The sequence below is a fragment of the Echinicola marina genome (genome assembly GCF_020463795.1).
In the GTDB taxonomy this organism is placed as follows: domain Bacteria; phylum Bacteroidota; class Bacteroidia; order Cytophagales; family Cyclobacteriaceae; genus Echinicola; species Echinicola marina.
In genome coordinates, this window is the sequence record NZ_CP080025.1 from 4224913 (window position 1) to 4246941 (window position 22029).

The 22029-nt window shown below is 34.5% G+C and carries 16 protein-coding genes, 2 tRNA genes and 1 pseudogene; 8 read left to right on the forward strand and 11 right to left on the reverse strand.

Translation table 11 applies throughout. The features are described from left to right. Positions 1–24: 24 nt before the first annotated feature. From modA to KZP23_RS17060, 4 genes are all read right to left on the reverse strand, one after another. A complete protein-coding gene (gene modA, locus KZP23_RS17045) occupies positions 25–777 on the reverse strand; it encodes a molybdate ABC transporter substrate-binding protein (protein ID WP_226332984.1) in 753 nt (250 codons plus the stop codon). A gap of 151 nt (positions 778–928) precedes the next feature. Next, the gene (locus KZP23_RS17050) at positions 929–1858 is read right to left on the reverse strand and encodes a diacylglycerol/lipid kinase family protein (protein ID WP_226332986.1); all 930 of its coding nucleotides are present in this window, start codon (positions 1856–1858) and stop codon (positions 929–931) included. Positions 1859–1902: 44 nt separating this feature from the next. Then, entirely contained in the window at positions 1903–2637 is a 735-nt protein-coding gene (locus KZP23_RS17055; protein ID WP_226332987.1) for a porin family protein, read from the reverse strand. Between the two features lie 484 nt (positions 2638–3121). Beyond that, a complete protein-coding gene (locus KZP23_RS17060; RefSeq protein ID WP_226332989.1) occupies positions 3122–3484 on the reverse strand; it encodes a hypothetical protein in 363 nt (120 codons plus the stop codon). A 571-nt stretch (positions 3485–4055) separates the two neighbouring features. Here KZP23_RS17060 and KZP23_RS17065 point away from each other — a divergent pair. The 5 genes from KZP23_RS17065 to KZP23_RS17085 all read left to right on the forward strand — a co-directional run bounded on the left by KZP23_RS17065 (position 4056) and on the right by KZP23_RS17085 (position 10183). Beyond that, the gene (locus tag KZP23_RS17065; protein ID WP_226332990.1) at positions 4056–7517 is read left to right on the forward strand and encodes a PAS domain-containing protein; all 3462 of its coding nucleotides are present in this window, start codon (positions 4056–4058) and stop codon (positions 7515–7517) included. 491 nt (positions 7518–8008) lie between these two features. After that, positions 8009–8097 (forward strand) — tRNA-Ser (locus tag KZP23_RS17070). Positions 8098–8129: 32 nt separating this feature from the next. Beyond that, positions 8130–8204, forward strand: a tRNA-Pro gene (locus tag KZP23_RS17075). A 284-nt stretch (positions 8205–8488) separates the two neighbouring features. Beyond that, positions 8489–9763: a site-specific integrase gene (locus tag KZP23_RS17080; protein WP_226332991.1), complete on the forward strand. Its 1275-nt coding sequence runs from the start codon at positions 8489–8491 to the stop codon at positions 9761–9763. A gap of 138 nt (positions 9764–9901) precedes the next feature. Continuing rightward, positions 9902–10183, forward strand: coding sequence for a helix-turn-helix domain-containing protein (locus tag KZP23_RS17085; RefSeq protein WP_226332992.1), 282 nt, complete (start codon positions 9902–9904; stop codon positions 10181–10183). Between the two features lie 537 nt (positions 10184–10720). Here the strand turns inward: KZP23_RS17085 and KZP23_RS17090 are convergent. The 3 genes and pseudogenes from KZP23_RS17090 to KZP23_RS17100 all read right to left on the reverse strand — a co-directional run bounded on the left by KZP23_RS17090 (position 10721) and on the right by KZP23_RS17100 (position 12782). Beyond that, positions 10721–11920 carry an IS256 family transposase gene (locus KZP23_RS17090; RefSeq protein WP_137404701.1) on the reverse strand — a complete coding sequence of 400 codons (1200 nt, stop codon included), beginning with the start codon at positions 11918–11920 and terminating at the stop codon, positions 10721–10723. A gap of 161 nt (positions 11921–12081) precedes the next feature. After that, positions 12082–12420: pseudogene (locus KZP23_RS17095) on the reverse strand (nucleotidyl transferase AbiEii/AbiGii toxin family protein); the annotation flags it as partial. Positions 12421–12467: 47 nt separating this feature from the next. Further along, positions 12468–12782 carry a DUF6922 domain-containing protein gene (locus tag KZP23_RS17100; protein WP_226332994.1) on the reverse strand — a complete coding sequence of 105 codons (315 nt, stop codon included), beginning with the start codon at positions 12780–12782 and terminating at the stop codon, positions 12468–12470. A gap of 236 nt (positions 12783–13018) precedes the next feature. Between KZP23_RS17100 and KZP23_RS17105 the strand changes: the two genes are divergently transcribed. Continuing rightward, the gene (locus tag KZP23_RS17105) at positions 13019–13234 is read left to right on the forward strand and encodes a hypothetical protein (RefSeq protein WP_226332995.1); all 216 of its coding nucleotides are present in this window, start codon (positions 13019–13021) and stop codon (positions 13232–13234) included. A 136-nt stretch (positions 13235–13370) separates the two neighbouring features. Here KZP23_RS17105 and KZP23_RS17110 read toward each other — a convergent pair whose 3' ends face one another. Continuing rightward, entirely contained in the window at positions 13371–13742 is a 372-nt protein-coding gene (locus KZP23_RS17110; RefSeq protein ID WP_226332997.1) for an ATP-binding protein, read from the reverse strand. A 231-nt stretch (positions 13743–13973) separates the two neighbouring features. Between KZP23_RS17110 and KZP23_RS17115 the strand changes: the two genes are divergently transcribed. Then, positions 13974–14435 (forward strand): hypothetical protein, encoded by a 462-nt coding sequence (locus tag KZP23_RS17115; RefSeq protein WP_226332998.1) that lies wholly within the window; start codon positions 13974–13976, stop codon positions 14433–14435. A 255-nt stretch (positions 14436–14690) separates the two neighbouring features. Next, positions 14691–15122 carry a hypothetical protein gene (locus KZP23_RS17120; RefSeq protein WP_226333002.1) on the forward strand — a complete coding sequence of 144 codons (432 nt, stop codon included), beginning with the start codon at positions 14691–14693 and terminating at the stop codon, positions 15120–15122. 172 nt (positions 15123–15294) lie between these two features. Here the strand turns inward: KZP23_RS17120 and KZP23_RS17125 are convergent, their stop codons facing one another. The 3 genes from KZP23_RS17125 to KZP23_RS17135 form a co-directional block, all read right to left on the reverse strand. Beyond that, positions 15295–16584, reverse strand: coding sequence for an HlyD family efflux transporter periplasmic adaptor subunit (locus KZP23_RS17125; protein ID WP_226333004.1), 1290 nt, complete (start codon positions 16582–16584; stop codon positions 15295–15297). A gap of 5 nt (positions 16585–16589) precedes the next feature. Further along, positions 16590–18782 (reverse strand): peptidase domain-containing ABC transporter, encoded by a 2193-nt coding sequence (locus KZP23_RS17130; protein ID WP_226333005.1) that lies wholly within the window; start codon positions 18780–18782, stop codon positions 16590–16592. A gap of 112 nt (positions 18783–18894) precedes the next feature. Next, on the reverse strand, positions 18895–22029 hold the full coding sequence (locus tag KZP23_RS17135; RefSeq protein WP_226333007.1) for a lantibiotic dehydratase: 3135 nt from the start codon (positions 22027–22029) through the stop codon (positions 18895–18897).

The following is a 22029-nucleotide window of genomic DNA, read 5'->3' on the forward strand; positions in this document are numbered from 1 at the left end:
AACAAGTTATGCATATCTAGTCTATTATGGAACATCATAACCATAGTCCAATAAAATACTCTTGGCCGTCTTAGAAGATAAGAATTCATAAAATTTCACTGCCATATTCATTTTTTCAGGACTTGATTTAAGTAAAACCACTGCCTGCTCGATGGGGGAATACATCGCAGGATCTATGCTCATCCAATGTCCTTTATCCTTTAACTGGGGTGATAAAACTACCGATTTAGCAGTAAAGCCCATCTCTGCAGAACCTGATAATATAAATTGGTTACATTGGGAAATGGATTCGCCATAGACCAACTTGTCCGCCAAATGCTGCTCCAATCCTCTGTTTTTAATGAATTCCATGGCGGCTTTTCCATAAGGAGCTGTTTTTGGATTGGCCAAAGCGATGTGCTTGATTTCAAGATTGGATAGCGCTTCAATATCCGGCTTAAATTTTTCATTCATGCTCCAAAGAACCAATTTGCCAAGGGCATAAACCTTAGGAGCTTGATGGGCAAAACCTGCTTCATGGACTGTCCTTGGATAATTTATATCTGCAGACACCAATATGTCATAAGGTGCCCCTTCCATAATTTGAGCAGTTAATTTTCCTGATGAACCAAGAATAATTTCACATTCAAAGCCCGTTTCTTCTTCAAATCTTTCGACCAGTTTATCCATAGCATATTGCATGTTCGCTGCAGTCGCAATACTAAGATGGCTGCTTGATGGATTTTGACATGCAAAAAGGGACAACAGTAAAAATAGTGGCGCTAGAAAGCTTTTCATTGGAAGGGTATTATGAATCGTTGTAAACTATCTACTTCAATGTCAAATATAAGAACATTGCTTAAATCATTGATGGTTTTGACCAGGCTCACATCCTGCGAATAGATTGGAATAAGCCAGGTCCTCAAATGATTTTTCCTAAATGTTAAACTCAATTATTGGGGACTAAGACTGTCAGCTTTTCAGAAGCTAAGGATATATTTAATTTTCTCACCCTTTCGGATATCAGTTCACCGTCAATTTGGTATTGAAATAGATTGTTATTGGCATTAATTTCAATTTGATCAATCAGTTGGTAATTTACTGATTTCATGACCTTGATACTTTTTGTGACCGTAAATAAACTTAATAAGAACATTTGAAATTTGGACAACTTTTTCACTAAAACCATATCCAATTTCCCATCACTTAAACTAGCATTTGGGGTAAGTGTAAAGCCATACCCCATTCTGTTGGAATTAGAAATAAACAGTAAAAAAGGGTCTACAGTGAAGTTTTTACCATTCAGGGTAATATTAATATTCCCCGTTGAATTATAGGTTTTCAAGGTGCTGATCAATGCCGTAAAATATCCTCTTAATTGCCTTCTGTTAAGTTGGTTATAATGGGCTATCAAAGCTGCATCAAAGCCAATCCCCATATTACTAAAGAAATATTTCTCATTGATTCTGCCAACATCAATTTCTCTTATTGTGCCATTGGAGAGGATTTTCAGGGCCTTATCCACTTGTGATGGTATGCCAAGATTGGATGCCAGACCATTGCCCGAACCTAAAGGTATAATGCCCAATGGTATATTATGTCCTATCAGGCAAGAGGCTATTTCATTGATAGTGCCGTCCCCGCCACAGGCCACAATGACATCTGCAGCTTCTGAAATGGAGCCAAGGGCCAATTCAGAAGCATGCCCAAGATGGCCTGTGATTTTAATAATAAGCTCATATTTTGACTCTGGAAATATTCCCTGTAGCAGAACTTTATCCAAAAAATTATTCCCTTTACCTGAAATTGGATTAATGATAAAATGGATTACTCGCTTCTTTTTCAATACTTTATATGTAGTTTCTTTATCTGTTTGCAAGCTTATCAAGCCACTGCTCGCAATACCGATAAATGTCTTGATATTTATTCTACGGCTGGTTTTGGGGATTTAAGATAGGGGAATCCAACGATCAATTGGACAACCGAGTTGGTTGCAGACCTTCCTGTTCCTTCCGAGAAAACTTCTGCAAAACCATGGGCATATCTTAATTTTAAGTCCAAACCATTTCCTTTATTGAGGCCGACAAGTGTATATCCAACTTCAATAGGAAAACTAAAATCTATTTTATTTAACTCATTTTTGACATTTTTAGCATATTTGAACTCACCATCATTATTCGTTTCACCCTCTGTGATCGCTTTTGCATCCAATAAAAAACTTATCTGTGGCCCAGCAGATAAAAAGACCTTATCATTATATCCATATCTGAACATCAGTGGAATATCCAAATAGTTCATTCGAAGTGAAGTTTCTGATGTCTTGATAGCTGCATTCAAGGCTTCTGGAAATGGATTGTTGACATTTACTAATTTTTGCCCTTTTCGGGAGACTGGTTTGAACTGAGGCACAAAGTACCAATGGTCATTCATTTTCATATTTACCCCAACTCCAAAATTAGGCTGTAGACTCAGTCTCCCATCCATTCCAGGCAAATATGCAAAATTTACTCCTCCTTCAATACTGAAAAAGAAATTTTCTGTTGCCGCATTATCCCCAAATAAAAGCACCAGTAGCATGGCTTGGGATTTGGCATATTGGACTGAAGCCAAAGAAAGCAGAACTTTGCTAAAAAAAACTCTTAAAAATACTGTCTTCATATTTCAAACTATTAACTCTTAGAAGTTAATAATTATCTGATAAACAATAATGTAAAAGTCAAAATTTTCTTAGAGAGGTATAATATTGAAAACTGAGTATCTGTGATGTTACAGGTAGGCAAACTCAATATTGTTGTTGCTTTATTGGTTTTTTCGCTTTTATTCTGATCGTGTTTATTTGTGATGGTCATCATGAATACTTCATATTTCTTCCAAAAAGCATCCTTAGGCTATTGCTGAAAATACTGGTAAATATCGCCTACGATGGGCAGGAGATCTAGTACATGGAGCCTGCTGGCTTAGACGGGCAAGGTAGCCAAATAGAGCGAAATAGATCGAAATTTTGCTTCCGGTTATGGTACTTTTGGCTCAATTTACCCAAAGGCATATGCAAGGATTTCCCTTAAGTATTTCGTTTCTCTAAATAAGAGCAAAGTCGCAAATATTTTCAGACTACTAATAAAATAGATAAAGACTGGAATACCTACCTGCTTATGCCCAACATTTTATGGATTTTTGTTTTAAACAACTCCAATGGGTAAGGATGAAAAAGACAGTTGAAATTTTCTTTATTGGATATGAAATCTCCATTTCGGGATAAATCAGCAGCATAGCCATGCAACAAAACAGGACAGCCCTTATTATTGAAGTGAATAGCTATTGCAAGTTGCTCGGGGGAAATTTGTAAGGGGCTTGGATCAATCAAAACCAGATTAGGTATAACTTCAAGGGATTCCCAGCATGTGTCCATAGGCAACACTATTGGTTGTGCACCCAAGCTGCTGATCATATCAAATAGGTTGTCCTCAATCAGTTCATTGTTGGTGATGACCTGTACTTTTAGCATTAATTATTTATGATGGTGACTTTGTGGAAACACAAAATTATGAAAAAGCGATGACCCTAGATTTAAGCTAAATAGAACTAAACATGTATTAAATTGTATTTTGTTTAAATTTTAGTGTTGAGGTACATTATTTTATATTTTATCAATAAAATAATATATGTATAAACCTGTATCGGCCCGTAGTGTAATTCAAAACAGCTCATAACAAGCTTTTGATTTAAGCCTCCTCTTTGTAATAGCCGTTTCACTATTTTTTGGAAGATCCTGCTAAGATGCTATTCATGTATGGTCATCAATAGCAGTCAAAATCGAGTAATTCATTTTGTAATCCCCAATGTTTTAAAATTTGGATTTTCAAATTATCTTCATTTCGTAATATCTAAAACAGTATAATATTCGCTTAATGAGGATGAAATTTGATGGCTCATAAACTTCTGGAATGAATTTGGCATACAGTAGGAAATTGCATTAATGAACTATACAAAGAGTAGAAAGCATATTATTTAAAATGGCACTATATTTCCGCCAGGTATTTATATATCGATGAAGGAAGTTGGAAACAAAATCAAATATGGAAAATCTTCATAGTAAGGAATTGAAAATCGAATTTACTGGTTTATTGGAGTATTCTCCTTTTCCAATGTGGATATATGATATCGATTCATTAAGGTTTTTAGAGGTGAACGATGAAGCTGTTTCCCATTATGGTTATTCCAGAGATGAATTTTTGGCAATGACACTTCGTGATATCAGGCCAAAAGAAGAGTTGCCAAAGCTTGAGCTGGCCATTAATGCCGTAAGGGAAGGTGGATCTCCGCTGTATAGGGATTTGTATGTTCATAGAAAGAAAGACGGTTCTTTAATAAAAGTTTTGATAAGAGGAAAGCGTGTCATTTTTAAAGGAAAAAAGGCAGAAGTAATTACGGCTGTGGATAAAACAGAACGCTTCAATCTAACACAGGAGATAGAAACGCAAAGATCACAGCTGCAATTGCTTGATCAGATTTATAGGGAATTAATGAAAAGCAGTAGTTTAACGACTGCTATAGAACCATTGACTACCCTGCTTTGCGGCTATTTCTCTACTGATCTTGCCTGTTTTCTGAAACTTAAAAAAACAAACGAATCAGGTGTTTCAGATTTCACCATTTATCCTCATCGAGGAACTTCGCTATTATTGGACTCCCACAGTATTTGCTTGCATGATCTGGATTCTGTTTTGCCGGGAATTTATTCCATAAACTCAAAGGAGGGAAGTATGTTTTCACATTTATGGGAATGTAAAGACAATGAATTTCTGATTATTCCGATTAGGAGCATGCAAAAGACAGTAGGTTTTTTTCTATTTCTACTGACAAATTCCAAATCTCCCAGAAAAAACATTGATTGTACCTTTATTTCGACTATTAGCAGTCAAATATCCCATTCTGTAGAAAAATGGATGTTGTATAAGCAATTAAGAGAAAGGGAAGAGAAATTCAGGACCATGGTGCAGGAAGGGACTGACCTTATCGCCGTTTTGAATGAACAGGCACAGTATACTTATGTAAGCCCTACTTCCAACCATGTTTTGGGTATCGATCCTGTGGAGTTTATAGGCAAGAACGCTTTTGAATTTATTCATCCTGAAGACAAAGAAAGAGTCGGGGAGGAATTTAAAAAGGTATTCACAAATAAACATGTCAAAATTTCCCCCTTTAGGTTTAGACACAAAGACGGTCAATATAGATGGATAGAGACGACCTTGACGAATATGTTTGATTTGCCATCCATTCAAGGTATTGTGGCCAATTCAATGGATGTGACGGCATTCAAGCTACAAGCGGAAGAAATAAATATGGTCAATGAACGCTATCGTTTGGCCACTTTGGCTTCCAAAGATCATATTTACGACGTGAACCTATTTACTGGAGAGGCAATTAGGATGGGCAAGGCCATGGAAACGTCATTTGGGTATGTTGATAAAGTAGACAATACCTATCATATTGATTTTTGGAAGGAAAATATTCATCCAGATGATCGCAAAAAGGTTCTTTGGAGGTTTGAACAATTTATAAAGAACAAAAACCACACACATCTATCGCTTAATTATCGCTTAAAGCGATCAGATGGAACTTATGCCATTGTGGTGGATTATTGTAGTGCCATTAGAGATGAAAATGGCCTTGCAATGAGAATCGTGGGGATAGTTCGGGATATTACAAAGTCAATTCAAAAGGACCGAATGGATAATCTAAAGTTCAGGATGTCCACGGCCATAAGCCAACCCGGTAAATTGACCGTTGCCCTAAAGAAGGGGATGAAGGAAATGCTGGATTTCACAGGATTGGATCTTTGTGAAATTTGGATCAAGTCCAAAGATGGCAATTATCTGGATCTAAATAGTTCGGTTTATAAAAATCCAAAATTTAAATTGCTCAATCAGTTTAACAAGGCCAAAAAAGGCGAGGGCTTCCCAGGGGCAATTTGGGAATCAGGGAAACCGCTGTTTTGGAGCAATCTAGGAAAGCATTTGATTTTCAAAAGATCAGATTTGGTAGAGTCGGTAGGCTTGGATAAGGGAATAGGCATCCCTATTATCCATGAAAATGAAATCATAGGGGTTTTCCTACTTTTTTCTTCTAAGACTGGAGTTGGCGTTCATGAATGGCAAGATTTTCTGTTTGAAACAGCAAAGCATGTAGGGTCTGCCATAAAGCACAAAATATTTGAGACGGAAATGGAAACCTTTTTCAATATTTCCAGCAACTTATTTGCCATCGTCGGTTTTGATGGCAAAATCAAAAAAGTAAATACCGCATTTTCAAAACTGTTTAAGAACAAAAATATAATAGGAGAAGAATTCGGCTCATTGACATTTGGGATAGACCAAGGAAAATTACAAGACTTTCTGAATCCTGATGAGGATCATTCGATGGTGGAATGTAAATGTGAAGTAGATAGAGGAGAAAACTCATGGGTTTTGTGGAAAAGAAATATCAGCCGGGAGGAGAAGTTGTTTTTTGTGATGGGTCAGGATATCAGCGAAAGGAAAAAATCTGAGTTAGCACTTCAGGAAACCTTGAAGAGGCTAAGCCAAGCCCAGAGAATTGCAAAGCTAGGCTATTGGTCCAGAAATTTAGATGAGGATTTATCCATTTGGACTGGGGAAACCTACAAAGTTTATGGCTATAAGGAAGGGGAGTTTATCCCTACTTATGAGAACTTGCTGAAAACGCTCCATCCTGATGACAGGCATATCATGGGGGAATTGTCTTTTGAAGAACTCGCAAAACAAAGCCCAAAGAAATATACCCATAGGATCATTACTGCCAGCCAAGAGGTAAGGTGGGTAACGCAAACGGTCAATGTTTTGACTGATGATAATAAGGTACCTTATAGGATTGAAGGTGTAATACAGGACATTACCGATCAAAAGTTAATTGAGGAAAAGTTAAAAGAAAGCAATGACCGTTTCAATTTGGCCTTGAAAGCCATCAAGGAAATGATTTGGGATGTAGACCATGAATTGGGGATGGTATACCGGAGTAAATCCTTATTAGAAAAGGTGAACTACAAGGAAATGGATAAACTTAGCTTTACTGATTCTTGGTTGTGCAATATTGATGAAAGTGATAGGGAAGAAGTATGGAAATCTTTTATGTTGGTATGTTCCGATAAGCATCAGAACTATTGGCAGCGGGAATATAAAGTTAAGACCAAGCAGGGTGGACATATGCATGTATTTGATAGATGCTATATCATGAGAGACGAACGAGGTATGCCCAATAGGACAGTAGGTGCCATTGAAGATGTCTCTGAAATGAAAAAGCAAATGGAATTGGTTCAGCTCCAAAACAGTAAGCTTAATGAAATCGCTTGGAAGCAATCACATGAAGTAAGAGCACCACTAGCCAGGATCATGACATTGGTGAATTATTTGGAATCGGCTAAGGATAATCAGCAAAATACCAATGAAATATTAGACTATATCATGCAATCAGCCAATGAACTTGATGAAGTTATCAAGCAAATCACAAAAGAAACCCTTTGAGGGCTTCCAATAGCTTATTTTCAAATGATCTAAATGTAAGGCAAGACCATATACTTTGATATCCGTGATTGAAAAGAATTTGGGTAGTTTTTATTCCAATTCTGGTGAATTGTTTCGAATTAATACTATCCTTTTCATTGATTTTTGATGATGATTATGGCGCATAAATAGCTTAGGAGGTAAAAGTTGGACGTAGGCAAATTGCTGATTTTCGAATACTTTTTGCTTCATCAGCCTTGGATTTATAAGATAGTATCCTTTACAAACGGATCTTGATGATATTTCCAATTGATTCAAATAATCGTGTTGTCATATTTTTATTTTTTCTTTATGTTATTTTTTCTGCCTGAATCACAGATTGTTATTATAAATATGCTGAAAAAGGACAAAATACCATCAATTATTTAGCTATCCATGTTTGGTTTAGTGAACAATTATGATTTATATTTGCATCGCAATAAGGGAAAAACGAGAAGGTTTTTCAGGCAAATAGAGAGTTGGGTGAGTGGCTTAAACCAGCAGTTTGCTAAACTGTCGTACGGGTCAAACCGTACCGGGGGTTCGAATCCCCCACTCTCTACAAAAAGGATTCAATCGAATCCTTTTTATTTTCGGGGTGTAGCGTAGCCCGGTCATCGCGCCTCGTTTGGGACGAGGAGGTCGCAGGTTCGAATCCTGCCACTCCGACTTTTTCGAATCCTTTCGAATGTAAAAGCCTGTAAATCATATGGTTTACAGGCTTTTTTGTTTTTAAATACATCAAGATATACCATAATATATTAAGATGTATGAGAGCAATTAGGTGAACACTATTTATTGATTTTATTTTATTATAATTGCTTTAAGTGACTGTTTTACAGTTGTTTGTGGTTAATTTTTTCAATTTATTTTGATTCCTTTTGATTTCCATTTCACCTGTTTAGGGTGAGTGAATTGAAATTATTAGTCAAAATGATGCAAAATGAAATAAAATGAAAGTAAATAACACGTTTGGAATTCACTTTATAATCAGGAAATCTAGATCCAAGGCCGGGATGTGCCAAATTTATGTTAGAATTAGTCTGAACGGATCAAGGAGAGAAATTTCCCTTAAAAAGTATGTTAAAGAGAGCGAATGGGACAAAAATAAGGGAAAGTTAAGAGGGACTCGTCGAAATGCCTCCGATACCAATTTCTTTATAGAGGAGGTTAGGAGCCAGATTTATGAAGCTTATCATGAATTGGCCAATAAAAGGCGGGCATTTCATATTGATGATCTAAAGAATTATTATTTAAGGGGTGGGGAGGAAAAGTATACATTGTTGCGCTTGATGGAATACCATAATCTTACCTTTGCCAATACACTTTCCAAAGGAAGTTTGAAAAATTATAGGACCACGGAAAAATACCTAAAGAAATATTTTAAAGAATGGTTAAGGGTTTCGGATGTTTTTTTAAGTGAAATAAACTATCGCTTTTTATCTGATTTTGAGTTTTTCCTAAGAAAGACTTTTCCAAAGGAAGGAAATAAAGGGCTGAGCAACAATGGGATCATGAAACATCTTGTAAGGCTTAAAAAGCTATCCTCATTTGGGGAAAGGTTGGAGTGGTTGGAAAAAGATCCTTTCGCTAAGTATCAGATAAAATTTGATAAAGTAGAGAGAGGTTTTTTGGATCAGGATGAATTAGAGCTTATAGAAAATACTGAATTTGAACTTCCAAGACTCATACTGGCCAAAGACCTTTTTGTGTTCAGTTGCTATACAGGATTATCCTATGTGGATATTATGAATTTGAGCCTGACCCATATTATACGTGGAATAGATGGCGGGAAATGGATTTATACAACTAGGCAAAAAACTGGTGTAAAAGTCAAAATTCCAATATTGCCCTTTGCCGATAGGATGATTGAGAAATATAAAGAGGATCGTAGGGCCTTGGATAGAGGTACAATTTTTCCCTATGCTAGTAACCAAAAGCTCAACAAAAATTTGAAGGATATTGCAGCAGGATGCGGGCTGAATAAATACCTGACCTTTCATTTGGCCAGGCACACATTTGCTACAACTATTACTTTACTAAATGGTGTGCCTATAGAAACTGTGAGTAAGGTTTTGGGACATACCAAGATAACAACCACCCAGATTTATGCAAAAGTAGTGGAGTCGAAAGTTAGCGATGATATGGAGAAACTACGTAATATTTTATCGAATAAAGAAATTAAAGAAAAAGATGTCAAAATTTCTAAATTTCCAGATTACAGGTAACTACCTTTAAAATGTAATTTTTGAATACTGGAAACTGATGGTCTGAAAAAAAAACACCTGAGTTGGGTTCTACTGGTGAATGTTGATGGATGGCATCTTTTACCTTTAACCTAAACTATTTTATATAAAATTTAAGGTATGGACATAGAGATTATCACAAAACAGGACCTCATGGAATTTAAGGAACAATTTTTCCAAGAATTGGACCAATTCTTTAAAAAGCAAACCGGAACTCCCGCGAAAAGGTGGCTTAAATCATATGAAGTTAGGGAGCTATTAGGGATCTCCCCAGGCACTTTGCAAAATTTGAGAATTAATGGAACATTGCCATTTACAAAAGTAGGAGGTTTGATGTTTTATGATTTTGAGGATGTGAGGAGGTTGATGGAAAGTGAAAAAAATAGGCTCAGAACGGTTTGATAAAGTATTGAGATAGTACGATTAGAATGGGTTTTTCTGTAGCTTTTTAGTACCGAGTGGTTAACTATTCGGTACTTGTTTCGGATCGTTTTGTTGAGAATTTGGAGGAGTTATTAGATATTTTTGGTGGCTTTGCTGGTTTGAAAGATTGAAGAAAGAGGTGTTTTGAGTTTAATGATTAGAGGAGTACGAAGGTAAAAAAGAAAAAATTCCACTTTATTATTGGAGTTTACGCCCTTTATATGGGGAATTCTTATTTATTAAGATAGTGTGGTTGGGTTGTTGTACTACCTTTTCAAGTTGGCTTTTAATTACTGCCCATTTGTGGTTAAATTTTGGCATATACTCAAGAGGAACAGAGAAATCTATGTCTTCAAAGTAAACTAACGCTTTTTGAGCTATTGCACCACTTACGTCTGGGTATTTTTGCTCGTAGGCCTCTAATAGTTTTTGGAGAGGCAATAAAGTAAGCAGGCAGGAAATGTGACACTATCCCAAAAAGTGTGTAAACTAAAATTTCAATTAGTGGGGTCAGGTTTAGTTTAGCCTGACCCTTTTTCCAAATATAAGCAGAAAACTATTAAGGATTATTCCCCAGTCCCTGATCGGCATTGTCCATTTTTTGGTGGCTTCGCGCAGGGCAAGGAATACCGATTTGATAACTGCCTCATCAGTTGGGAAGGACAGCTTGTTTTTGGTGTATTTTCTGACCTTTCCATTGAGGTTTTCTATCAGGTTGGTGGTATAAATGATCTTCCTTATTTCCACGGGATAGTCAAAGAAAACGGTCAGTTCATCCCAGTTGTCCCTCCAGCTTTTAATGGCATATGAGTATTTGCTTTCCCATTTTTCGGCAAAATCTTCCAGGGCGGCCCCGGCAGCTTCCTTATTTGGAGCGGTATAGACCTCTTTCATATCCTTGGTGAAGGCCTTTTTGTCTTTCCATACCACATATCTACAGGCGTTCCTGATCTGGTGTACTACACATATCTGGGTGACCGATTCGGGGAAGGAGGCCTTGATCGTATCGGTAAAGCCGTTAAGGTTATCGGTGGCCGTGATCAGGATGTCCTCGACACCCCGTGCCTTCATATCGGTGAGTACGCCCATCCAAAAGGCCGCTGATTCGTTTTTTCCCAGCCAGAGCCCCAGGACCTCTTTTAATCCGTTGGTCTTTAGCCCTACCGCAATGTAAACGGTCTTGTTGACCACCTTGGAGTTCTCCCGTACCTTGAAGGATATCCCGTCCATCCATACGATCAGATAGACCGGGTCGAGCGGACGGTTCCGCCAGGCCACAATATCCTCGGACACCGCATCGGTAACCCTGGATATGGTAGATGCCGATACGTTGATGTCATAGAGCTCTCTGATCTGTTCCCCTATGTCATGGTTGGACATCCCTTTGGCATACATGGAGATGATCACGTTCTCCACACCTTCTGCCATGCTTTTCCTTTTGGGTACCAGTGCCGGCTCAAAACTGCCGTCCCTGTCCCTGGGGACATTGATATGTGACTCCCCAAAACTGCTCTTTATCTTTTTGGAAGTGTGTCCGTTGCGTGAGTTGGGATTGTCTGACTGTTCGTTTTTTCGGTATCCAAGATGGCTGTCCAGTTCTCCTTCTAGCATCTTTTCCACTGCCCGCTTTTGGAGCTCACCTAAAAAAGTTTGCAGTTCTTCTCCGTTCTTGAACTGCTTTAGGAAATCGTCGTTTAAAAGGTCTTCTTTTTTCATCTTCAATCAATGTGCGTTTAAAGTTAAACATTTATTCACACACTGATCGGTATAGTGCCTGCCGCAGGCTCCTCAAAATATCAGTGCGATTGTACCAATCACACTGATATTTTCGAGGTCTATCCTTTTACTGGTAAGCCCGATTTGTGGACTTACACAGTTTATGAGATACTCCCGGAAATGTCGACAAAATCTTTTAACCTTGATCCATTTTGCACTATAGCGTTAAGCTTCATTGCTGCAATATCCTTTAAGGAAGCCATTCTTACATCTTCCACTAAACCGACATCGTTTATCATGGGGTATTGATGGGCAATAAGATCGACCTTGACATCCCCAATAAAACCCAAAATGGTGTTTCCTCCTGAATAGGTAACTTCGAATTTATACGGTTCATTTAGGTGGTCGCCAAGTTCATCGCTATCAAATCCTGATCCTATGATAAGATCAATATCTATTGATTTTCGATGTCCAAGCTGCAAAGCCAGAGCAGTGCCTCCGGCTAAATAAAAATCTTAGATTTTCTCATCTTTCATCAACAGCTTAATCAAAGCCAATGTTGATGCCGAGACTGTTTCTTTTTGTAGCATTTAAGTTGGGTTCTTTTTAATCCAAAATTTCGTTCAACCAAGTCAATGGCATATTCAGGAAGATAATTGATCTCGTTTATTAAAGTAGACTTAATTAAGTTTTTGCCATAATACCTGGTCATTTCAGTCCATTCAGTTTTAGTACCCCGCTCAATTACCCTTTCGATGACTGTTCTATAGCTTTTATCCCAATCCAGTTTATCTAAATCGAAATCCCAGAACAACCTTTGTGGTAGGTTTGGATATGTTGAATTTGATTTTACGGGTTTCATATGAATTCTGTATTAATGCACTTAATGTAAGTAACAAAAAATATTCTAGAAAGAACTGAATCATTGGTCAGATAAGCGATCGAATTTAAAAATAGTTAAATGTTTAAATTTTGGGAGCCAAATAAAAAAAAATAATTAGAGATAAAAAGAAGGGGCATTAAAACAAAATGGATATATGGTATTTAAAGTAACCTGAAGACTGGATAGATTTAAAACAACAAAAACAGCATTATGTAATGGGTTTTTTGTTGAATATTCAGTGTTTTTTGAACCGTTTTGTGAAGGATTGGAAGGAGGTTTTGAAATTTTCTAAAGAAATCAATACAAAGAATAATTGTTTACAATACCGTCAGCTGGAGCTGGCGCTACGTGGATCGAACTCTTTTTTGGATGAAATGGAAATGATAGAGAAGCTTATAGTTTTGGGGAAGTCTGGAGAGGAGCCACTATAGTTTGTAGTAAGTGGCTCTCCCTTTGCCCTGTTTTTTGATAAGATCTTGGTCCACCATTTCAGTGAGAATTTCGTAAGTTTTGGTGTTTTTCAATCCTAATAAGTTACTAGCCTCTTTCCTTGAGATTTTTCCTTTTTCAAGTAAGTATAAAAGGATGGTTTGTTTTTCTTTCTCTAATCGTTCGTAATCGTTCGTGATCCTGTCTTATTGATTGGTCTTGCTCAATGCGTTCCTTTGAGGATGCGGTTATCTGTGGTCGAATAAATTCAATGTCAAAATAGTCATTCTTCTCTTGGATTTTTGGGGACTGAAGCCCATAGCTTTTACAAGCATTGATAATCCTGTTAATTCCACTTCCCCACTGTTCGATCAAACCTAGCTCCTTAAATACATTTGCCAATACTCTGTTGCGAACCTCACTCCGTCCATTAAAAATATCATCCATGGTTATATTATTGGGCAAGCTACCAGGCGATACAATATTCACAATATCATCATAAATACCCACTTTGATATCCCTGCCTTGGTTAATATAGTCCCGATGAATAATCGCTTATGTAAACAGTAATATTATGTAAAGTTTATTCTTCAACCAACCTCTCTACCTTTTTTTCCACCTATTTCCATACTGTTCTTTAGGTAAGTTCTTTACATAATAATCGTATTTTATAGATCTTAAGTCTATAAATATCAGGTTATTATGAAAACAAAACACTTATCTAATCTTTCCGCGGATTTTATGATAGTATTAAAAGCTGCGAAGTATCGACCCGCCTGTATAAGGAAGATTATTCAATCTTGGGATCACCTGGACAAGTACATGGTTAAGTTGGGTATCACCACTTATTCAAGAGCAGTTGGCGATGCTCATATCAAAGAAAGGTTTGGCGATATGCCCTATGCCGATTATAAAAAATCAAGCAAAGACAGAATCCGCTATATAGAAATGCTGTCGAATTATCAGGAAAATGGCAGCCTTTCCGGCAAACGGCTCCTAGTTCCACCTATCACCTTTACCGGAAAATTGGGTATTGCATTTAACGGATTTATTGAATACGCAAGGAGTATCAAGCGTTCAGGGTCCAGTATTCAGCGCTATAAGGCACGGATTAAGACCCTGTATGATTACCTGCAAGAGTCTGGGCAGATGGTCTCTGATATAGATGCCCCCTGCATAATTAATCAGTTTACCGTAAACTAATTCAAATATAATTGCTGAACCAATTAATTCCAGTATGTAATAGCAAGTAATTGAAAGTTATAAATTCTGAATTTTCTAAGAATTGTTAAAATTAATTGCTACTTTCGGGTAACAATATACAAGCTAGATTTCACCCTGTATTTAAATTTCTTGCTTGTAAGGAAGAACTGAGTTACTCTCTATAAAATTTATTCAACTTAAATTGATCATAGATATAGTAAGGTTTATATCTTCATTTGTAATCACCCTAAAATTATGAAAGAAGAAAGGATAACAGATCGACAAATTCTTAAGCACCTTAATTCAAAAAGAAACAGCTTATTGTCAGAATTAAGTAAAATTGACCTAGCGATTCAGGCTCTTGGAGGAAAAATTTTCGGTAATGCTACAGACGAAAAACAAACTCTAAATAGAAGTGTTAAAAGTCAAGGTAAATTAGTTCCTCCTGAAAAATATAGTAAAGGGGATACAATAGATAATAAGATAGCCTTTGCTTTAAGTCAATTAAAGGAAGCTGATAAGTCTACAATTATAACTGAAATATTGAGACAAGAACCAAGTCAAGATACTAAGAAATTAGAGGGTAATATCGCAGTAAGATTATCTTACCTGTTGAAGAAAGAAATGATTAAAGGAAAAAAGACGGGAAGAATTTATTTATATAGTTTGATAAGTGGGGAGTGTTAGCTGTCCTTTCCCTTCCCGGGGGTTAGCCCCGGGAAGGGAAAATTTCTCACTAAATAATTAGGTTTCCGTATTGATGCTTAGTACAGTTTGATCAGGTTCGACAACAGTGATAGGTCCCTGGCCTGCACCCGCAGCTTTTTAAGTCCTAGACAGAGTTTAGGTCAAAGTCCAGTTATTTTTCAAAAATATCTATTATTTTCCCAAATATCCTATGGAAAAGTTTTAAATCTTCCGTGATAACTTGTGCTGAACCTATCATTTCAGGTTTTAGCTTGATTGCCTTGTTGTATGAAGTATTTGAAGAATTTTCTATTTCGACTAATACTCTATATATCCCATCTTTTTGGAGATTAGAAAGGTCGGTTATACTTCCTTCTAAAGCTCCGAATTCGTGAGCTGGAAATGATTTTAATTTAATAATTACCCTTTGTCCCACTCTCAGTTTACCATACCCATTTGAAGTTAAATTTAATATTCCCATGTAATTATGACCTTTAGGGACTATTCCAAATAATTCATCCCCAGAATTTATATATTGGTTTTTATGAATATCTACTAAATAATTTAATTCTCCATCGACAGGGCTTCTAATAATATTTTGGTATTCCCAAGAGTTTACTATACTTTTTAGTTTCCTTAAATTTTGGGAAATTTGATTTACAAAGTCCCTATTTCTTTTTTCTTTTTCATGTTTTAATTCAATTAATTGATCTATATAGTTATTCTTTACAATATTGGATTCCAAAATAATTTGTTTGTTTATATTAATCTGTTTTTCTTTTTCAAGAAAGGCTACCTTGTCTCCAAGATATTCAGAGTCTGGGATGATTTTTTTTTGATACATCTGCTCACTCATTAGATGAATCTTTTTATTTAGACTATACTGAAGCTTAGAAATACTATCATTTACCATGTATGTTCTAATTAACGTATTGTTTGTTTTTATTCGATTGTTTAAAACTTCAAATTTCTTTTCATAATAATTGTCATTTAAAAATTCTGAATAATTTTTTAGTAATAAAATTAAACTATTTAAAACTTCTTGGTTTTCAGCAAGATTTACATTTTCAAAATAGGATGGAGTCTCACGAAAAAAGGATTTGTGTCCTAAATTTTCTTTTATGGTATTTAGAATGGATTTAACTTTTTTTATCGATCTAAGTGTAACGTTATCTTCGAACTCAAGGATAATCTCATTATTCTTAACATATTGGTTATCCTTAACATGTAGCTGTGATATATAGCCGGTTTTTTTACCAACAAGTTTGGTTATTGGATCTTTCGTTGTAATTATTATTTCTCCTTCAACCAAATCAGGATATTGGATAAACCAGCTCATCAAAACTATAGCTGTTATAATAAGTCCAAATATAAGCATCCCATATTTTGTGCTCCAATCTGAGAAATTACTTACTACATCATTGTAGTCCTCGGATTTTTCTATATCCAAATCTTCATTCATCACTCTCAAGAACTGATTTTTTCCAAAGTCAATTGATTCTTAACCAAATTGAAATACCTTCCTTTCAAATTTATTAATTCACTATGAGAACCTAGTTCAACAATTTTCCCTTGTTCCATGACAACTATCTGATCTGCATTCTTAACCGTACTTAACCTGTGGGCAATAACAACCACTGTTTTGTTTTTGAAAAAAAGATTTAAGTTTTCCATTATCTTACTTTCATTGTTAGCATCAAGAGCACTAGTGGCCTCATCGAAAAATATAAATTCAGGATTTTTATAAACTGCTCTAGCAATTAATAATCTTTGCTTTTGACCTGTACTTAATCCAAGACCGTCATTACCAATTTCAGTTAAATATCCATGAGGTAGTGAATTAATGAAATCTTCTATATTAGCAACTTGAGAAGCTTTTTGGAGTTTTAATCTATCTATTCTGTCATCACCAAGTGCAATATTTTCTGAAATTGTACCACTAAAAATATACCCTTCTTGCATTACAACACCACATTTTTTTCTCCAATCGGATTTACTTATATTCTGAAGCCTCACTCCCGAAATTGAAACTTCGCCGTTTTTAATATCGTAATAATTTAATAGAATTTTCAATAAGGTTGTCTTCCCACACCCGCTTTCCCCAACAATTGCAGTTACTTTATTTGAGGGGATAGTCAAATCTATCTTTGACAAAACTTCTTTTTCTGAACCAGTATATTTAAAAGAAAGGTTTTTGAGATGGATACTGCTGTTTTCCGGGATACTATTTATTCCTATTAAATTTGAGTCCTCGTCTTCTTTATTCAGGATTTCTCTCAGTCTTTCTAAGCCTATTTTTGCGTTTTGAATTGAATGGGTAAAATCAACAAGTTGTCCTACTGGAGAATTTAGTTGTCCAATTATGTAAGATATTGACAGCATCATTCCTAAAGTTATTTCCCCATCTATTACAAGTTTTGCTGAATAATAAGTGATGAAGATATTTTTTAACTCGTTTATAATTAATGAACCAGAAGTTTGAAATTGTTCTATAATTATATTTTTAAGACTAAGATTAAATAACTTAACTTGGAGTGTTTCCCAATTCCATCTTTTTAACTTTTCCGCATTATGTAATTTTATTTCCTGCATTCCATTGATAAATTCAATTATTTTACTTTTTTCTTTACTGACATAAGAGAATCTTTTGTAGTCTATTTCTTTTCTTTTTTTAAGAAAAAGAAATACCCATAGCAAATAAGCGAAGCTTCCGAAAAAGAAATAAAGGAAAATATCTACATTATAATATATTAATACGCCGCCAAAAATCAGTAAATTTAATATGGAGAACAGAACATTAATAGAGGTGCTGGTTAGTAATTGCTGAATTCTCGAATTATCATTAATTCTTTCTAGAATGTCTCCGGTCCTTTTGGAATCAAAATATGAAATTGGTAGGTTAAATAGTTTAATAAAAAAGTCAGAGACAAGAGAAATATTAATTCTGGCACTGATATTTACAAGTATCCAGTTTCTGACAATTTCAATCCCTTGTCTTCCCAGGAATAGAAACAATTGTGCAATCAATATGATATTAATAAAGTCAATATTCTTATTTTGAATTCCAACATCTATTATACTTTGGGTTAGGAAAGGAAATATCAATTGGAGAAGGCTACCAAAAAGGAGACTTAGAAAGATTTGAAGAAAGACGGCCTTGTATTTTCGTAAGTAGCTTGAAATATACGCAAAATCAGATCCTGCTTCAGATTTTTCATCTTCATTTTCATAAAAACTTGGAGAAGGATCAAGCATTAATACAATCCCAGCTTTTTCTTCCGAATTTTCTCCTACCCAATGATTAATAAATTCCCTTTTAGGGTAACTTATTAGTCCAAAAGCGGGATCAGATACGCTTACTTTGTCCTTTTTAATTTTATAGACAACAACAAAATGTTTATTTTCCCAATGAACTATACAAGGAAGATTAATTCTAGATAGAAGTTCAGAAAAAGTTAATTTTAATCCGATGGTCCTATACCCTAACTTCTCTGCAGCATCACTTAAATTTAAAAGAGTTGTTCCTTCTCTGGTTGTTTCACTTAATTCATTTAGGGTTTTTAAAGAAAAATTTTTTTTGTAATATTTTGAGACAATTCTTAAACAAGTTGGGCCACAATCTTTTTCATCTAGTTGTTTATATGTTGGAAATTTTTTCAAGGTGATTTTAAATTTGCTCACAACTTTGTTGTGAAATATTTTAATTAGTTAGATTACACTAAAACAATACTAAGAATAAATGCTTTTTTTGACCTACTAAATATTTAGGTTGTCAATTATATTTAATCTTAGCTAACTCTGACTTATAAAATTGATTTAAAACATCATAAATTACCATTTCATATTTCCTTTGTGAATTTTTGAAAATTCTATTCATTGCCATATGCAAAAAGCTATATAAAAGATTAGTCAGCTCATTTCTATTGGAGGATATGCTTACCATTGATTGAATAGTAACCAAACTTCTATTTGAATAATTATCGATGGCTAACTTTATTATCTCCAGTTCTTTATCATCAAATTGATTAGATTTTAATACTGAATTTAAATCATTCCGAATATTACGATATAATTTATTTAATTTTTTAATTGTAAATTTATTTTTGCCAAATTCTTTTCCGAAATTATCGGATAGGTTTAATAAAATCATGTGTTTTTCCTCAATATTACATTTAAAATTTTCTAGAATTTGGTTAAGTAGCATTGTAGCAAAGTTCCATTTCTTTTGCTCTAATGTTTCAAAATCTAATTTTGCAAGGATTGCAAGAATTAGATCACTCTCAAAGTAAAAAAGGGACTCCACAAGATTTATATATTTACTTCCATACCTTTCTAGCTCTCGTCGATATACCGATAAATTATAATCAGAAATTAATCTGTCATTAATTAGTTTTTCTCCAATTTCATTTACAATATTATTTATAATTGAGAAATACGACTTATCGGAAGGTTCGATTCTAATTCTTAAATGGTAACCTTTTTCATCAAAATATCTAATGAAGAACCATTTCTTCATAAAATTATTTTGTTTCAATTGATTAATCAAAGGAGAAATAAACTCAATTAATATAGAGTCTGAAAAATTTGGACCACAATAGAACTTATAAAATATCCATTCATCACCAATATTGAAATTTCTTTTCACTCCATTAATGGAAGAATAATCTTTATTGATTTGTGGCAAGTATACATCTGAATTATTAGTTAATGTGAATACAAATTGGCTAGCGAAGCCTTGGCCTGAGGTATCTCTAACAATAGCATTTTTTGAATCATGGATAAACTCAGTCAGTTGAATTTTAGATTTATTCTTTAATGATTCAACGAGTATGTTTCTTATTAATTTATTATCAAAATCAATGAGAAGTTTATTGTCACCTTCGTCCATTGTAACTAAGCTTGGTAAAGAATATTTCTTTTTCCATTTAGCAAATTCTTCTAAGTTTTGGTTAGTTAAAGCATTTTTTAATTCATTTGAAGAAAAATGCCATTTAGCCAATGATATTATAGCGCCTTTATAGGTTACTCTTGGCAAAAATTTGTAAGTTGATTCCAGCGGACCCCAGTTAAATTGTATTCCTTGTATCCAGTTGTGTGCACTCATGTCACATAAAAAATGGTAAATTGGAAGAGTCGTATTTTGATAGTTATGGGCATTAGTTAATTTTGGAATTATGAATTTATTTAATTTTTTAGATCTTAAGACTACCTTATTCCCACTTATAGATATATAAATATCATTAGGTACAATTTGATTATCTTCTTTTTTAGATGAGTTTGTCAAATAGGGAATTTCATATTGAGTAATATCAGGTCTTAGTAATATATTCCCAACTCTGCTACCAGGCAAGTGTACGATTTCAGCAAATATCCAATCCTCAGAAACAAGACCATTTTCTTTTTCATTTATTGTTTCAATTGTTTTCTTAATTGCGTTATTATCATTTGCAAATCTACCTAATATTTTTGCAGCAGAAGGACCCCAAATTGATGATACATGAACCTTGGAAATACCATTTTCATTAAAAATATTCGAAACCGCACTTAATGTACTAAAATCAAATAATTCATCATTTGACTTTAACTCTTTGAGATCAGCAGATGTGAGCTTTATTTCATATTCCTTATTACTTGTTGCTTCTATTAATTTTCTTAACATTAAATCAAAAGTAGGATTCCAATTGAAAAGCTCACCGTTTTTATTACTTATAAAAAATGGAATCTGTCCTGTATACTCGCCTAAGTCTTCTATGTTGATATTGTGTCCATACCCGATTCCATATTCAGGATCAAGAGCTTCCAATAAACAAACTTCTTCTTCTCCATATCTACTTACAAAATCTTCAATAAATTTGGTCAAATTTTTATTTTGAAAGCTAGTCCATAATTTTGATAATGCGTAAAATCCATCTTTGACATTTGCCTGAATGGAATCATCTATTAAATTTGATTTATTTGAAATATATAAATCTACTTGAACGAACATCTTTGGGTCTATTTTAAAATTTAGACCTTCGATTTCACTAACCTTATCTAGTAGTTTTGTAAAATTAAAATCATTTAGACTTCTCTGCCCAAAATTCTTTTTTATTTCTGATAATAGGTTGTAAAGTTTTACAGTCTCTTTATTTTGTTCCTGTATTTCGGTAAGCTTCTCTAGAAGAAAATCTAGATAAAAGCTTCCACTTACCGTTGGTTCAATCGTTGGAATGATAATTTGGTTTTCGATTAATTCATCTATAAAGAATTCGATTTCCTCATTACCCAAATTTGGCTCTAATTCCTTGACAGAATTTATTAATTTAATATAAGATATTTCCTTTTTTGACTGATCAATTACTTTATCAATAATTTCTGACTTGGGGACTTCACTTATTTCAAATTTTTTACTGCTGCCGTTAAACTTTGATTCGATATATCTGTAATTTTTACCCAATGAAAATAATGAAGTATTTAATCTATAATTAGTACTACTTCTAATATGTTCACTTTCCATTATTTGTTTGAAAAGTTGGCACATGAAATGCATATCAGGCCTCGTGGCAATGGAATGGTCAATTTTGTTACTTACAGTGAAATTTGAATGATCACTAAACTTTCCAGTAGAACAACCTGCAAAAAAGCCAAAAGGAGTTTCTCTTGAGGTTATTCTTAAGAAATATTTAGTTAAGGTGATAATTAGTTTATTCATTTCTTTTTCACCTAATTGTTTTTCCTTAGCTTTTATTATTACGTTTAATAAACCAGGAGATGCTATGTTTAATGCTTGTTGATTAATAGGTTCTTCATAAAAATCAAATAAGAACTTAATTATTTCCTCATTTTTCAGCTTAAGGAATTCTTCCAAATGATTTAATGGGTGTAGGGGGGTTCTGACTACGAATGAATTTAGAATGTTAACTTGCAT